11 protein-coding genes and 3 pseudogenes are annotated in these 14,597 nt (G+C 46.0%); 2 read left to right on the forward strand and 12 right to left on the reverse strand.

Features of this window, described 5'->3' with window-relative positions:
- The 6 genes and pseudogenes from citT to PUN35_RS10730 form a co-directional block, all read right to left on the reverse strand.
- Complete coding sequence (citT, locus tag PUN35_RS10705; RefSeq protein ID WP_014479151.1) at positions 1–681, reverse strand: two-component response regulator CitT; 681 nt, start codon at positions 679–681, stop codon at positions 1–3.
- Positions 653–2,281: a two-component sensor histidine kinase CitS gene (gene yflR, locus PUN35_RS10710; protein ID WP_014479150.1), complete on the reverse strand. Its 1,629-nt coding sequence runs from the start codon at positions 2,279–2,281 to the stop codon at positions 653–655. Before yflR ends, citT begins: the two co-directional genes overlap by 29 nt.
- A gap of 127 nt (positions 2,282–2,408) precedes the next feature.
- Positions 2,409–3,845 (reverse strand): anion permease, encoded by a 1,437-nt coding sequence (locus PUN35_RS10715; protein ID WP_003233725.1) that lies wholly within the window; start codon positions 3,843–3,845, stop codon positions 2,409–2,411.
- A 126-nt stretch (positions 3,846–3,971) separates the two neighbouring features.
- Positions 3,972–5,234 (reverse strand): pectate lyase, encoded by a 1,263-nt coding sequence (locus PUN35_RS10720; RefSeq protein ID WP_014479149.1) that lies wholly within the window; start codon positions 5,232–5,234, stop codon positions 3,972–3,974.
- Positions 5,235–5,424: 190 nt separating this feature from the next.
- Positions 5,425–5,652, reverse strand: a pseudogene (locus PUN35_RS10725) (general stress protein); the annotation flags it as partial.
- Positions 5,652–6,782, reverse strand: a complete 1,131-nt coding sequence (locus PUN35_RS10730; RefSeq protein WP_014479147.1) for a DEAD/DEAH box helicase — start codon at positions 6,780–6,782, stop codon at positions 5,652–5,654. The pseudogene PUN35_RS10725 and the gene PUN35_RS10730, both read right to left, overlap by 1 nt.
- 172 nt (positions 6,783–6,954) lie before the next feature.
- Between PUN35_RS10730 and PUN35_RS10735 the strand changes: the two genes are divergently transcribed.
- Positions 6,955–8,511: an ABC-F family ATP-binding cassette domain-containing protein gene (locus PUN35_RS10735; RefSeq protein ID WP_014479146.1), complete on the forward strand. Its 1,557-nt coding sequence runs from the start codon at positions 6,955–6,957 to the stop codon at positions 8,509–8,511.
- A 65-nt stretch (positions 8,512–8,576) separates the two neighbouring features.
- Here the strand turns inward: PUN35_RS10735 and PUN35_RS10740 are convergent.
- A protein-coding gene (locus PUN35_RS10740) for an IS3 family transposase (RefSeq protein WP_087614160.1) occupies positions 8,577–9,727 on the reverse strand; the annotation gives its coding sequence in 2 pieces (ribosomal slippage) (positions 8,577–9,454 and positions 9,454–9,727; 1,152 coding nt in all).
- Between the two features lie 192 nt (positions 9,728–9,919).
- A pseudogene (locus tag PUN35_RS10745) lies at positions 9,920–10,073 on the reverse strand (hypothetical protein).
- Positions 10,074–10,104: 31 nt separating this feature from the next.
- On the opposite strand from PUN35_RS10745, the pseudogene PUN35_RS10750 reads away from it, so the two are divergent.
- Positions 10,105–10,229: pseudogene (locus PUN35_RS10750) on the forward strand (GNAT family N-acetyltransferase); the annotation flags it as partial.
- A gap of 35 nt (positions 10,230–10,264) precedes the next feature.
- Here PUN35_RS10750 and PUN35_RS10755 read toward each other — a convergent pair.
- The 4 genes from PUN35_RS10755 to PUN35_RS10770 form a co-directional block, all read right to left on the reverse strand.
- The gene (locus PUN35_RS10755) at positions 10,265–11,455 is read right to left on the reverse strand and encodes an MFS transporter (protein WP_014479144.1); all 1,191 of its coding nucleotides are present in this window, start codon (positions 11,453–11,455) and stop codon (positions 10,265–10,267) included.
- Between the two features lie 65 nt (positions 11,456–11,520).
- On the reverse strand, positions 11,521–11,943 hold the full coding sequence (locus PUN35_RS10760; protein WP_014479143.1) for a MerR family transcriptional regulator: 423 nt from the start codon (positions 11,941–11,943) through the stop codon (positions 11,521–11,523).
- A gap of 124 nt (positions 11,944–12,067) precedes the next feature.
- Entirely contained in the window at positions 12,068–12,514 is a 447-nt protein-coding gene (locus PUN35_RS10765) for a YfmQ family protein (protein ID WP_014476106.1), read from the reverse strand.
- 122 nt (positions 12,515–12,636) lie between these two features.
- Complete coding sequence (locus PUN35_RS10770; RefSeq protein ID WP_014479142.1) at positions 12,637–14,526, reverse strand: ABC-F family ATP-binding cassette domain-containing protein; 1,890 nt, start codon at positions 14,524–14,526, stop codon at positions 12,637–12,639.
- Positions 14,527–14,597 lie beyond the last annotated feature (71 nt).

Raw genomic sequence — 14,597 nt, forward strand, 5'->3', positions numbered from 1 at the left:
CTAATCCGCCGCCAAATAATATTTTCTCTCCGGCCTGCCGATAATCCCGTATTCAAGCTCGGCTCTTGCTTCTTCCTTTGACACAAGATACTCGGCATAACGGCGGGCAGTTGTTCGTGACGCCCCCATTTTTTCCCCAAGTTCCTCCGCTGTCAATCCTTCTGACGCAGTCTGAAGCGCTTCCTTAATTTTTCGCAGTGTAATCGAATTAATGCCAGTCGGCAAATCCTCTGCCGGCAAAGCTGTCTTCACACTGTTCCCAAAAATATGGTCGATCATGGATTGGCTGACCTCCGGCTGAGACATGAGCAGCTTCCTTTTTTCTTTATACTGAAGCAGCACCTGCCTGAACTTGTCAGCCGTTACGGGTTTGATCAAATAGTGGGCAATTCCTGCTCTTAGCGCTTCCTGCAAATGCCGGGTTTCTGTTGCCGCTGTGATAATCATAATGTCCACTTCAGGAAATCGGCTTCGTATATCAGGAATCAACGCGGTCCCAAGCTCGTCCGGCATATAAATATCCAGCAGAAGCAAATCAACCTTGTGTTCCTTCAAAAGCGCCAATGTCTCTTTTGCGTTAGCCGCCTTGCCGATAATCTTGAATCCATCAAGCTGTTTAATCAATCTCTCATGGATTTGCGCAACTCGAAAATCATCCTCCGCAATCGCGATGTGAATCAAATGGATTCCCCCTTTGTTTCTCCTTCGGTATAAACACAGTGAATACCGCCCCGCCAGTTTTTTGATTCGCCAGTTCGATCCAGCCGCCCAGTTCACGCACTGAGTCTTTCACATTGGCCAGACCGTAGCCTCTCCTCATCCCCTTTGAAGAATAGCCTCTCTCAAACACAGCTTCTATTTTCTCTGGCGGCACACCGGGCCCTGTGTCTGATACTTCAATGACAATGTCATGGCCCATATCCGTGATAAAAAACAAAACTTCCTTCACGCTTTGCTCCGCTACAGCTTCGAAAGCGTTATCAATTAAATTGCCAATAATCGTAATAAGATGGGACAAGCCGATATGCGCAGGAAGAGGCGCGAGTGAGCTGTTCTCATCAATCACCAGCTTGACCTTCTTTTCCGATGCCTTGCTTATTTTCCCTAACAAAATGGCCTGCACCTGCTGCGAATGGATGTTATGGAATAAAAGATCATGCTGTTCATTTTGCATCGCATATTCCTCTTTAATCAGATCAATGGCTTCATCATACTCCCCAAGCTCAAGCAGCCCTAAAATCGCATAAAGCTTATTTGAAAATTCATGAGTCTGCGCCCTGAGATCCTCTGAATATTTGCGAACCTCTGTCAATGTGTCGATCAGCTTCTTCAGCTCTGTTTTCTCCCTGAAGCTGACGACAATCCCATACACCTGCCCGCCTTGATTCATCACTTTCGTATTGATAATAAACACTTGATCGTTGACGCTTACCTCCTGGTTCGGCAGCATTTCTCCTTGTTCAAGCACAGACATCAGCCCTGCTCCCGGCATGACGTCATCTATAGGAAGATGGATCACAGGCTCGGGCAGCTTCAGCATCTCGGCCGCCGATACGTTCATCATGGTGACGACGCCTTCACGATTGGTGGCAATAATCCCTTCTCGAATCGCGAAAAGCATTGCGTTTCTCTCACGATATAGAGCCGCGATCTCATGCGGCTCAAGCCCAAGCGTATCCTTTCTGATGCTTTTCGCCAGCACGGCGGCGCCAATAAATCCGAGCAGCAGTACAAGCACAGCAATCACACTCAAATTTCTCAAATGCTTTTTGATGCTTTGCTCTGTCTCCGTTTGTAGAAAATCAACAGACACGCTGCCGATCACTTGGCTGTATCCCTTCTGTTCTTTTATGATCGGCGCGCTTCCTCTGATCACTCTTCGTCCATCCGCTTTTGTTTCAGAAACATGCGAACCACCAAACAAAATTTCTCTGCTGCGCTCCAGTTTCTTTAATCCGCTTTTTCCAGAGGCGCTGCGAATGTCTCCTTTTTCGTCCAAAACATAAATGGCAAACGCGCCAGTCTGTTCTTTCATTTGTTCAATGACCTCTTGCGTCTCAGCCGCATGTCCGCCTTTTCTCTCAATGAGCTCTTTAACCGGCGGCATATAGGAAATGGTTCTCGCCGTTTGAACCGCCAGCTGCTCTGCCTGTCTCCGTTCTCCCTGTGTATGCTGAACGGCTAACGTAATGGTCAGCACACCAATGACAAAGACCAGCAGAGCCGCAATCAGCCCCATTATTTTTGTTTGCAGGGAAAAATGGAACCGCTTTTTCACCACAGCACCAGCCGTCCTTTCTACCTAGATCATACCATTTTTCACAGGAAATTTTCTCATTTTTCAAAATCCGTTTTCTTGCGAAGGAGTGAAAATAAAAAAAAGGCAGACCGCGTCTGCCTTTTTCTTTCTACCATATTCCTAGTACTTTCCACCATAATCCGCCGATCACAAGCCATACGATGATATGAACAATCGACAGGATAAATCCGATGGACCACCATTTGCCTTGTGGGATGTAGCCTGCTCCGAAGAAGACCGGAGCCGCTCCAGAACCGTAGTGAGTCGTTGACCCGAACAGGTTGCTGATGAACGCGAGGCTCAGCGCTGCTAAAAGCGGCGGTGCGCCCGCTGCCACGACGACAGCCAAAAATGCTGAATACATCGCACTGATGTGGGCTGTCGCACTTGCAAAGAAATAGTGAGAGTAATAATACACAACAATTAAAATGATAAATGCCACAATCCAAGAGAACCCTGATACGGATGATTTCATGGCATTACTGAACCAAGATACCATGCCTAATTCATTCAAGAAGTTGGCGAGCATGACAAGCGCCGCAAACCAAGTGAGCGTATCCCAAGCGCCCTGTTCTTTCTTGATATCATCCCAAGTCAGAACTTGTGATAATAATAGAACGGCCAAACCGATCAATGCGGTTGTGGTTGCGTCGATGTTGAAGCTGCCGCCAAAAATCCACAGCACAAGCACCAAAAGAAACACGATAACCATGGAAAGCTCTGATTTTTTGAACGGTCCCATTTCTTTCAGTTTTTCTGTTGCGATTTTCGCCGCATCCGGTGTTTCTTTGATTTCCGGCGGATACAGCTTGTAAATCACAAGCGGCGTGATGATTAAGCTTACAAGTCCCGGCACAATCGCGGCAATTGCCCAGCTTGTCCATGTTAAGTCCACCCCTGCGACATCATGGGCCAGCTTGGCAATCAGCGGGTTCGCCGCCATCGCTGTCAGGAACATAGCAGATGTGATCAGATTCCCCTGAAAACCGGTTTTTAATAAAAATGCACCGATTTTCCTCTCTGTTCCATTTGCCGGGCTTGATCCGAATGTTTCGGATAATGATCTGATAATAGGAAATATAATGCCTCCTGCACGCGCCGTATTACTTGGAATAGCAGGTGAAAGTATTAAATCACTGAATAGCAGTGAATAAGAAAGTCCAAGGGTTTTTTTCCCGAATTTCTGAACGAATACATACGAAATTCTAGCACCGAGCCCGGTTTTGATAAATCCCCGGGAAATAAAGAATGCGATAACGATAAGCCAAATGGTCTTATTCCCGAATCCGCTTAATGTATCCTCAATTGATAGTGTTCCAGTTAGTGCAGTAACCGCCAATGCAAAAATTGCAATTGCACCCATTGGCAAGGGCTTGGAGATAAAGCCGATAATTGTTGCGACAAAAATCGCAAACAAATGCCAAGCTTTAGGTTCAAGTCCGGACGGAGCGGGAATAAACCAGATGATTAGTCCCACAGCGACAGTAATAAGCAATGGAACAAGCTTTACTGCTGACTGTTTTCCTGCGTCTTTTTCTGAAGCCATAAATAGGTCTCCTCCTATATACTTGTTTTCCGATCCCCTTTTCCATTCTACTCCTTAACTAAGTTAATAAACATTTTAATTAATTAAAAAACACAAAGGTTAGCACCCTTTGTGTTTTTCACTTTCTTATTTTAATTTACCCGCACCCGCTTGATTTATAACATTTGATTTCACATTAGCAGAAGCATCAATCGATCCATGCAGAGACGGCGTCCAGCCGACAGAAGAGCTCAGCCCGTTTGCAGCCGATGCGTTGATCTGTGTGCCGTTCAGCAACGTGCCGGAGTCATATAAAGCCGTTCCCCCGCTGAATACGCTGATCGTTTTAGCAGCTGACAGTCCCGGTACGTCAATGACATTGTTTTGGGCATAGATTTTAGATGACTTTCCGATTCCCCATGCATAGCTGAAAGGATAACTTGAAGAGCTTGTGCTTCCTTCATAATAGTTGTTGTATACGTGCACTTGCCCGAAGCGGACTCTCGGCGCGCGCTGGACAATATTTTTATAGCGGTTATGATGCAGCGTAATTTTTAATTTGCCGTCATCGGAGGTTTTGCTGTCACTTGATCCGAAAATGGAGCTTTTATCATGATCGTGATAATAGTTGTAGGACATCGTGATATAGTTAGCACCGTTGGAAGCATCCGTTTGGCCGTCATGGTGCTGATATTTTCTTCCATAATATTTCGGTGATGTGCTGTCCGGACGCGAACCGTCATTAAATGTACAGTGATCAATCCAGATGTGTGTGCCGCCGTTTATCGTGATGTTGTCGTATTGTGAGTTCCAGTTCCCTGAGCTTCCGTCAGTCGGATCCCATTGCGGAAAATAGTCATAGGCATCCTGGAATTCAATGTTGCGAATAATGACGTTATCACTCTTGATTTGGAAGTTTCCTCCCACGACTTTAGCGTTAGTCCCTGAACCGACGATCGTCGTGTTTGCAGGGATATCCACCATGACCCGTGCTTTTTGGTTTTTCTGAGAGCGTGCTCTCGCTTCTTCTTGTGTTCCCGACGGCTCTTTTTTGCCCCATGTGCTAGGATCATAGGCTTTCAAATATTTGTCCAAATCATACTCCGGATCTTTATAATCATTTAGGCCAAGCGGCTTCAGATTGTCATCCACGTTCATGTCAATCGTTCCCTTGATATAAATGATTTTTGGCGTTGTGTTCGTTTCCTTCCCTAATGCCGAGACAAGCTGGTTTCTGTTGCTGACGGTATACACATTTGAGGAGGATGCTTTTGATCCGCCTGTCGTGCCGGTCGAGTACGCGCCCCAGCCATCATTGGATCCCAACGTCTGGTGGCCTAAATCAGCTGCGTTCGCGCCAGCTGGAGTCAATCCTAAAAACAAAGCCGCAGCTAACATCACTTTTTTCATCCACTATGTACCCCCATTTTCTATTTTGTGAGATTTTATTCCAATTTATCACAAAAATATAATAGCAAATTGAGGGACATTCAGAACCGAAAATGTTCCGCTATCCTATTGCGGCATTCTGCAAAATCCCACCGCAAAGACCGCAAAAAAACCAAAAGGCCGACATTGGCCTTTTGGTTTTTTCCTTGCTTTATGCCCAAGCTTTCACTTTTTCGTTATCTGTCACAAAGAGAAGCACTTTTCCTTCATCTAAGCGTTTTTCAAATTGAGCGGCTTCATCTTCAGAAAAACCGATTTCGTGAATTTTATTGCGGAGCTCGTCTCCTTTTTTATTGAAGATATTTCCCACCGCGTGCTTGAAACCTGTTTCTTTGGCTCCGATCGTGTTGGCGTTCGTGTTGTCTGCCAGCCTCCTTTTTATTTCGTCTTCAGTTTTCCGCCTGCATACACAGCTTCACTCAGTTCAACACCAAGCTTCTTCGCCATTTTTTTCAGCTTAGATTCCTCCAATTTCGTCACAAGGCTCAGCACGTTGCCTTCTTTTCCGGCCCGGCCTGTTCGTCCTGATCTGTGGACATAGCCATCTTCATCAGGAATATCAGCATGAATCACGTATGGCAGGTTTTCAATGTCTAAACCGCGTGCGGCAATGTCAGTCGCCAATAAAAGAGGAAACTCTCCGTCTTCGAATGCGGCAATGATTTTTGCCCTCTCCATTTTTTTCGCTTCACTGTGCAAAACGCCGAGTTCAACGTGGTGATATGCCAGTTTTTCCGCATATACACTCAGGTTGCCAATGTCTCTCACAAATACGAGTGCCTGCATGCCTTCAAGCCTTGACAGCTTTTGCAGCAGCTTCACTTTGTCGCGCTGGTCGCAAATCAGGTATTGATGTTTCACTTTCCCTGCCTCCACCTTGCTTCGCTGTACCTTCAACACCTCAGGCTCTTGCGCCAATTCGCGGAGCACATCCTCTGTTTCCTTTTTGAGTGTCGCGGAAAAACATAGAAGCTGGCGGTCTCTTAATGTCGTTTTAATAATTTGTTTGATCGTCTCGCGATGCTCCGGCAGGATAAGCTGATCCGCTTCATCAAGTACAATCGTTTTCACTTCATGCATTTTGAGTTTCTTTGCTTTAATCAGTTCAAATACCCTGCCTGGCGTGCCGACGATGATATGCGGATGTTTCTTCAGCTTTTCGACCTGCTTCTTCACATTCGCCCCGCCGATTAAGGAAGCCGCGCGCAGCTCTGAGCCCGCTTTCCAATCCTGAATCACCTGAAAAATCTGCATCACCAGCTCACGGGAAGGCGCTAAAATCACCGCCTGCGGATGCTTTTGCTCTGGTTTGATCCGCTCCAAGACCGGCAGCGCATACGCCAGCGTCTTGCCTGTGCCTGTCGGCGATTCCGCGATGACATCCTTTCCGTCCATGATCAGCTGGGCTGCCTGCTCTTGAACAGGGGTTGGCGTTTGAAAGCCGGAAGCACTCCAATTCTCTTGTATAAATGATTGTGCATTATGTAAAAATGGCCAAGTTTGCGTCATTTTGTTCTCCTCAATTCCTGAAATCTATTCCATAGTATCTCAAAACCTCGCCCGGAACGCAATTTTTCTTTTTCTTTCCTATACCTTTCAACATTCCGAATCCTCCTTTATAATCAAAAGGGTGAATATTACACGCCGATTGTGCGTGTTTGATAACGATAGAGGTGTAAACATGAGTATTTTATCTGTAAAGGATTTAAGCCACGGCTTCGGGGACCGGGCCATTTTTAATAACGTTTCCTTCCGCCTGTTAAAAGGCGAGCACGTCGGCTTGATCGGCGCAAACGGTGAAGGAAAATCAACCTTCATGAATATTATTACCGGAAAGCTTGAACCTGATGAGGGAAAAGTCGAATGGTCAAAAAATGTCCGTGTCGGCTATCTGGATCAGCATACCGTGCTGGAAAAAGGAAAATCTATTCGCGACGTCCTGAAAGACGCGTTCCATTATCTATTTGCGATGGAAGAGGAAATGAACGAGATTTACAACAAAATGGGTGAAGCAGATCCCGACGAGCTCGAAAAGCTGCTTGAAGAAGTCGGCGTCATTCAAGACGCGCTGACAAACAATGATTTTTATGTCATTGATTCCAAGGTGGAAGAAATCGCCCGCGGTCTCGGTTTGAGCGATATCGGATTAGAGCGAGATGTCACCGATTTGAGCGGCGGACAGCGCACAAAGGTCCTTCTCGCTAAGCTGCTCCTTGAAAAGCCGGAAATTCTGCTTCTCGATGAGCCGACCAACTATCTTGATGAACAGCATATTGAATGGCTGAAACGCTACCTGCAGGAATACGAGAACGCGTTCATCCTGATTTCCCACGATATTCCGTTCTTGAATAGTGTCATCAACCTGATTTATCACGTTGAAAATCAAGAGCTGACACGCTATGTCGGCGACTACCATCAGTTTATGGAAGTCTACGAGGTGAAGAAACAGCAGCTTGAAGCGGCCTATAAAAAGCAGCAGCAGGAAGTCGCAGAGCTGAAGGATTTCGTCGCCCGCAACAAAGCGCGCGTCAGCACGAGAAACATGGCGATGTCCCGCCAAAAGAAACTCGATAAGATGGATATGATCGAGCTTGCGGCAGAAAAGCCAAAGCCGGAATTCCACTTTAAGCCGGCGAGAACGTCAGGCAAGCTGATTTTTGAAACAAAGGATCTCGTGATCGGTTACGATTCCCCGCTGTCCCGTCCGCTCAACCTCCGCATGGAGCGCGGCCAAAAAATCGCCCTTTACGGCGCAAACGGGATCGGAAAAACGACGTTGCTGAAAAGTTTGCTTGGTGAAATCCAGCCGCTCGAAGGCTCTGTAGAACGCGGTGAGCACATCTATACCGGCTATTTCGAGCAAGAGGTCAAGGAAACAAACAACAATACGTGCATCGAAGAAGTATGGAGCGAATTCCCTTCTTATACGCAGTATGAAATCCGTGCCGCTTTGGCAAAATGCGGACTGACGACAAAGCATATCGAAAGCCGCGTCGCCGTATTAAGCGGAGGCGAAAAAGCGAAAGTCAGATTGTGCAAGCTAATCAACTCAGAAACAAACCTGCTGGTGCTCGATGAGCCGACAAACCACTTGGATGTCGATGCCAAGGAAGAGCTCAAGCGCGCCCTGAAAGAATATAAAGGCTCCATTCTGCTCATTTCCCACGAGCCAGACTTTTATATGGATATCGCGACAGAAACGTGGAACTGCGAGTCTTGGACGACGAAAGTGCTTTAATTTATAAAAAAACCCGCCTGCTAAGGGACTGACCCCCGTTTTTGAGACAGGGATCAAAACACCTTTTAAACAGCCAATTGCCGATAATTTATCGGTGATTGGTTGTTTAGTTTCGTTTGAATACGAATATTGTTATAATAATGAATGTATTCTATGACAGTGCGTTCTACGATGGCGGTCGTGGTTCGATCAATGCTGTTAAGATAGAACGTTTCAGACTTTAGTGAGGAATGAAACGATTCGATGGAGGCATTATCAGCGGGTGTCCCTTTGCGGGACATGCTCATGGTAATGCCTTTTGTTTTAACAGCTTTCTGATACTCGTAAGATGTATACACAGATCCTTGGTCACTATGTAACACGCAGTTCTCAGGCAGTGTTGGCAGTTGATCAAGTGTGTGTAAGACAAAGTCTGTGTCCTGCTTATCTCCAATCGTAAAAGCAATCACTTCTCCATTATATACATCCAATATACTGGAAAGGTACAATTGTTTCTGTCCATAAGGCAAATACGTGATGTCTGTTACTAGTTTTTCAAGAGGATGATCAGACTGAAAGTTCCTATCTAATATATTGTCGACCACGGCATATGGCTGCCCATTCTTCTTGCGCTTTTTCACCTTAACCCGGCACTGCCACTGATTTTTCTGCATAATACGCTGAACCGTTTTATGGTTAATACACATTCTCTTTTTTAATATAGCTGTGATTTTTCGATATCCATATCGATACTGGTGCTCTCGGCACAACGTGCCGATTTGTTTTTCTAAATGGCGCTTGGGATGATCTTTCTTCAGATTCTTCTTCCAACGATAATAAGACGAGCGAGAGATACCTAAATGAATACAGATATCCTGCACGGTCATTGTGCTGTGCAATTCTTCTACAAGTTCGACTGACGTTTGGCTATCAACTTCCTTTCCAATTCGTTGTACTTTTTTAACACTTCATTCTGTTGTCTCAGATATCGATTCTCTGCCTGCAGTTTCTCTAATTCGGAAGAATACTCCGGACCTTTTCCATAAGTGTATTGCTTACCAACAGGCTGTTCAAATCGATGTGTATCACCAGCCTTATACCATCTGACCCATGTCTTAATCTGCGTATTATTTTTGATATTCAACTCCTGCATGATCTCTTTCATAGGTACGCCTGCCAATCTCATTTCTACAGCCTTCTGTTTCACTTCAACCGGATAACTCACTCTTGTCCCCATAGAAAAAACACCTCCAAGTCTAATTTCGGATAACAATCATCCGTATTCAAACTTGAAGGTGTTTTTATTTGTCTCATCTTATGGGGTCAGTCCCTAAAGGGCGGGTTTTTTACTGCCATTTATTCTGAACGACTCTCAAAAGCTCTCTGTCTTTTAAAATGAGCTGCAATGGAGATGTGAATTCATCAAGTGTCAGCTCTCTTTTGGCAGACAGCTCAAAATCCTCCTCATCTGCCCAAGCGGTAAACCACTCGGGCGAAAAGCTGTTTTTCATGACGCTGTGTATGTATTGATAGAGCGTTTCTAAACATTTCTGATCATATTCGTCTGGCTTTGCCTTATCCATGGCAAACGTCCCCTCTACAGCATGAACCATCAACGGAGTTAAAAAAATCTCACTGAATGTCCTGGAAACAAACGAAAAGGAATCTTAAAAAAGGAGAAATTGCTTTCTTACGGAAATTACTACAATACGGTAGTAATGGGAAGATTCCACGATTAAAAAAAGACACTGCATCTGTGCAGTGTCTTTCGTTATTAATGCCCCGCCTTAATTCCAGCAAGATGTTTACGTCCCATGAGAAGGACAAGCATGCCGACAAAAACGACGATTCCGCCTACTGTATATGGTGTGCTTGCAGTAAAGTGTTCTGACAGCATTCCTGCAATCCACGGAGCGAGCGCGCCGCCGATGAAGCGGACTGAGCTGTAGGCTGAAGACGCGATTGAACGTTCAACCGGCGCAGAACCCATCACAGCGGTTGTCATGATCGTATTCACCATACCGAGAACAGCACCAGCGACAACGATACATGTAATAATCAAAGTCTGATGGTCTGTCCAGATCCCCATAATAACGAGAATAGCCGCAAAGGCGATAAAGAGAACGACGAGCGAACGCACTGTGCCCAGCGCTTTGTGCACGAGCGGCGCCGTAAAGACTGACGTAATCGCCAGCAGAAGGCCCCAGCCGAAGAAGACATATCCAAGACCGTGTTCATCTAAATCCAGAACGAACGGAGAATAAGCAAGCAAAATAAAAAATCCAAAGTTGTATAAGAATGCCGATACCGCCATTGTTAAAAGGCCTTTATATTTTAGCGCCTTCATCGCATCAAACACACCGACGCGTTTCGCCGGTTTCGGCAATTTCGGAAGCATGAAAGAAATCGCGATTAACGTAATAAACATCAGGACAGATACTCCGAAAAACGGTGCGCGCCATGAAATGCTTCCAAGCTCTCCGCCTGCAAGCGGCCCGACGGAAATCCCGAGACCGAGCGCAGCCTCATACAAAATAATCGCTTGGGCGCTTCCTCCGACTGATACACCAACGATGACCGCAAGCGCTGTTGAAATAAACAAAGCATTCCCTAATCCCCAGCCGCCGCGATAGCCGACTAACTGAGCGATTGAGCTTGAGCTGCCGCCAAGCCCCGCAAACACAATAATAAAAATAAGTCCGAGAATTAATGTCCATTTCGCGCCGATGCGGCTGGAAATGGCTCCTGAGAAAAACATCATAAATCCGGTTACAAGCAAATAACTTGTAAACAAGAGTGATACTTCACTAGGTGAAGCATGTAGTTGTGCGGCAATGGCCGGAAGAATTGGATCGACCAGCCCGATTCCCATAAAGGAAATCACACAGGCAAACGCGACAGCCCATACCGCTTTTGGCTGGCTGAGCAAACCCGTTTTCTGATTCACTTGTGTTGTCTTATCCATTTGACCTAACCTCCATCTTTATTCCATTAAAAGAAACGCTACAAAAATAGCGTTTAACAAACTTTTCATTCGATTGATTGAATGGCGCGTTCCGCTTTACCTTTCATGCCTTGCAGGCGTTCTTTAAAGCTTTGGAATGTGCGGATTTTCTCATCAATCAAACTCAGCTGGTGATTCAGGGTTTCCTGAATTTCCTCCAGTTTTTCTTTCCGTTCCTTAGGATCCAGTGACAACAAATACCCCTCTTTGTTTAACTCTAGCTGGCGGCTGGTTTCCATGAAATGCTGAAGCTCCTGAAGGGAAAAACCGAGCACCTCTTTTGTGCTGATGACTTTCTCAAGCTCCTCCATATCATCCTCTGAATAAAGCCTTACACCGCCGTCTGTCCGTTTCGGCGCCGGAATCAAGCCGATTTCTTCATAAAACCGGATGGTCCGCTTTGTCAGCCCGCTTCTTTTGGCCACTTGATCAATCTTCATCCATTCCAAGGTAAATCCCCCTTCGCCGTTTCTGTTACCATTATACACCTTTTGAACCTTAACGTAAACGTTAAGTTTTAAAAAACAATAAAAAAGACGAGCAGCATAAAGCACCCGTCTTTCACTTTCCTGTTTAAGCTAAACTTCCCGCCACTGACAGAGACTCTTTTTGAAGGCTTTCAGAAAGCACTCGATACGCGATCACTTTCTTCTTGTACTGTTTCACGACGTCGATATGGTCGTCGTAGCGGTACACGAACAGCTTCACGTCTTTTTTTCCTTTTTTTGTATCTATCACCAGCGGCGTGCCGCCATTTTCCGGATGTAAATAACGCTCTTCATCACCTGGATAGATATAATATTTCTCCAGGAAGACAGCTTCGTTAAATTGATCAATCACTTTCTGCTTCTCTGTACCCTCGAGACGTTTTCCATCTAGAGAGAGACTCGCATTTTCGCCACTAAGCTTGGCGTGCACTTCAAATTTGCCGAGCAGCCATTCTATGACGCCTGTAGGAAGACAGGTTAATACGATTTTCACCAGACTCATGAGAATTAACATCACGATCGCCCATGTCATACTTCATCATCTCCGTTAGTTTTCCATGTGCCGCTGACACACAATTTTATCCTAACATAAGCAGGCCGGTTCGTTTTTGTCCATTATGTGAAAAAAAGCGCGGCCTGCTGCGGCCACGCTTTTTAGCTTTCCAGTTCTTCGATCATGAGGGACAATTCTGTCCAGCGGTCCATCGCAGCCTCAAGCTCTTCCGCAGTTTTCGCCTGCTCGGCCATCAGCTCTTGGATTTTGCCAAAATCACTGCCTGCTGCGGCGATGTCAGCTTCGAGCTGCTCATGCTTTTCTTCCAGCTGGGCAATTTTATCTTCGATGCCGTCCCATTCCAGCTGGTCTTTGTAAGAAAGCTTTTTCCGTTTTTTCTTCGGCTCGGCTTCAGCCGTTTTTTCCTCAGCTGTCGGTTTTTGGGCCGCTTTTTTCGCTTTTGACTCCTCCATATAGTCGCTATAGGAGCCTTGAAAGCGGGAAATGACGCCATTTCCTTCAAATACAATCAAACGGTCGACGACGCGGTCAAGGAAATAGCGGTCATGGGATACGGTGATGACGACGCCAGGGAATTGGTCAATATAATCCTCAAGAACGCTTAATGTTTCAGTATCCAAATCGTTCGTCGGCTCATCGAGAAACAGGACATTCGGCTCCTGCATGAGAACCTGAAGCAAGTATAAACGGCGTTTTTCCCCGCCGGACAGCTTGCGGATATACGTCTGCTGCATTGAACGCGGGAAGAGGAAACGCTCGAGCATTTGTTCAGCTGTAATCATATCGCCATCTGCCGTTTTTACGACCTCCGCCGTTTCTTTTATATAGTCAATGACCTTTAACTCACCGTTCATTTCACTATGATCCTGAGTATAGTAGCCGATTCTGACCGTCTGTCCGATCGTAATATCGCCTCCGTCCGGCGTATGACGGCCGGCAAGGGCATTTAACAGCGTTGTTTTCCCGATGCCGTTCGGCCCGATGATCCCGATCCGTTCACCTGGTATGACAAGTTCATTAAAACGGTCGACGAGCATGCGGCCGTCATAAGCGATCATGACGTTCTCCGCTTCAATAACCTGTTTTCCGAGACGGTGCGAGCCAATGGCAAAATCGAGTGAACCTGATGACTGAGGGCCTTTCTGCTCTTTAAGCGTCTCTACCCGGTCAATTCTCGCCTTTTGTTTTGTTGAGCGGGCTTTCGCTCCTCGTCTGAGCCAGGCCAGCTCGCGGCGCAGCAGGTTTTGCCGCTTCGTCTCCTTTTGCTCAGCCTGCGCTTCCCGTTCCGCACGTTTTTCTAAAAACACTTCATAGTTGCCTTTGTACGTGTAGAGGCTGCCTCTTTCAAGCTCATAAATGCGGTTGGTGACACGGTTTAAGAAATATCTATCGTGCGTCACCAGCATGACGGCGCCGGGATATTGGCTTAAATACCCTTCAAGCCACTCAATCGTTTCATTATCCAAATGGTTTGTCGGCTCGTCCAAAATGAGCAGATCAGCAGGCTGAATTAAGTTTTTGGCAATGGCCACCCGTTTTTTCTGGCCGCCTGAGAGCTCATTGACCGGTTTTGTTACGTCGTTGACGCCCAGCTTAGACAATACGGTTTTTGCCAAGGTGTTTGCATCCCATGCATTGTTTGCGTCCATTTTCGCTTGTGCTGCCAGCAGGTGTTTCTGGCGCTGTTCATTTTCGGGATCTTTCCCCAGTTCATACAGCGCTTTTTCATATTCACGCAAGGTTTTCATCACAGCCGATTCACCGGAATAGATATGCTCCAGCACTGTTTGCCCCGCAGGCAGCTCCGGGTCTTGATGAAGAAATTCGACCTGCACGCTTCCGGATTTCGTGATTTCTCCTTCTTCGATAGATTCCAAGCCGGCAATCACTTTCAGCAGCGTTGATTTTCCAGTTCCGTTCGGCCCGATTAATCCGATTCTCTCATTCTCTTCAATATGAAAGGAGATATGGTCAAATAATGTTTTATCTCCGTATGTTTTATAAAGATTTTCCGCTTTTAATATGCTCATGGTTCCTATCAATCCTCACGTAAGTTCATGTGTACATTTTAAATCAGCCGCTGGAATAAAACTAGTAAAAC

The organism is Bacillus sp. N3378-2at (assembly GCF_033412715.1).
Taxonomy (GTDB): Bacteria; Bacillota; Bacilli; order Bacillales; family Bacillaceae; genus Bacillus; species Bacillus subtilis.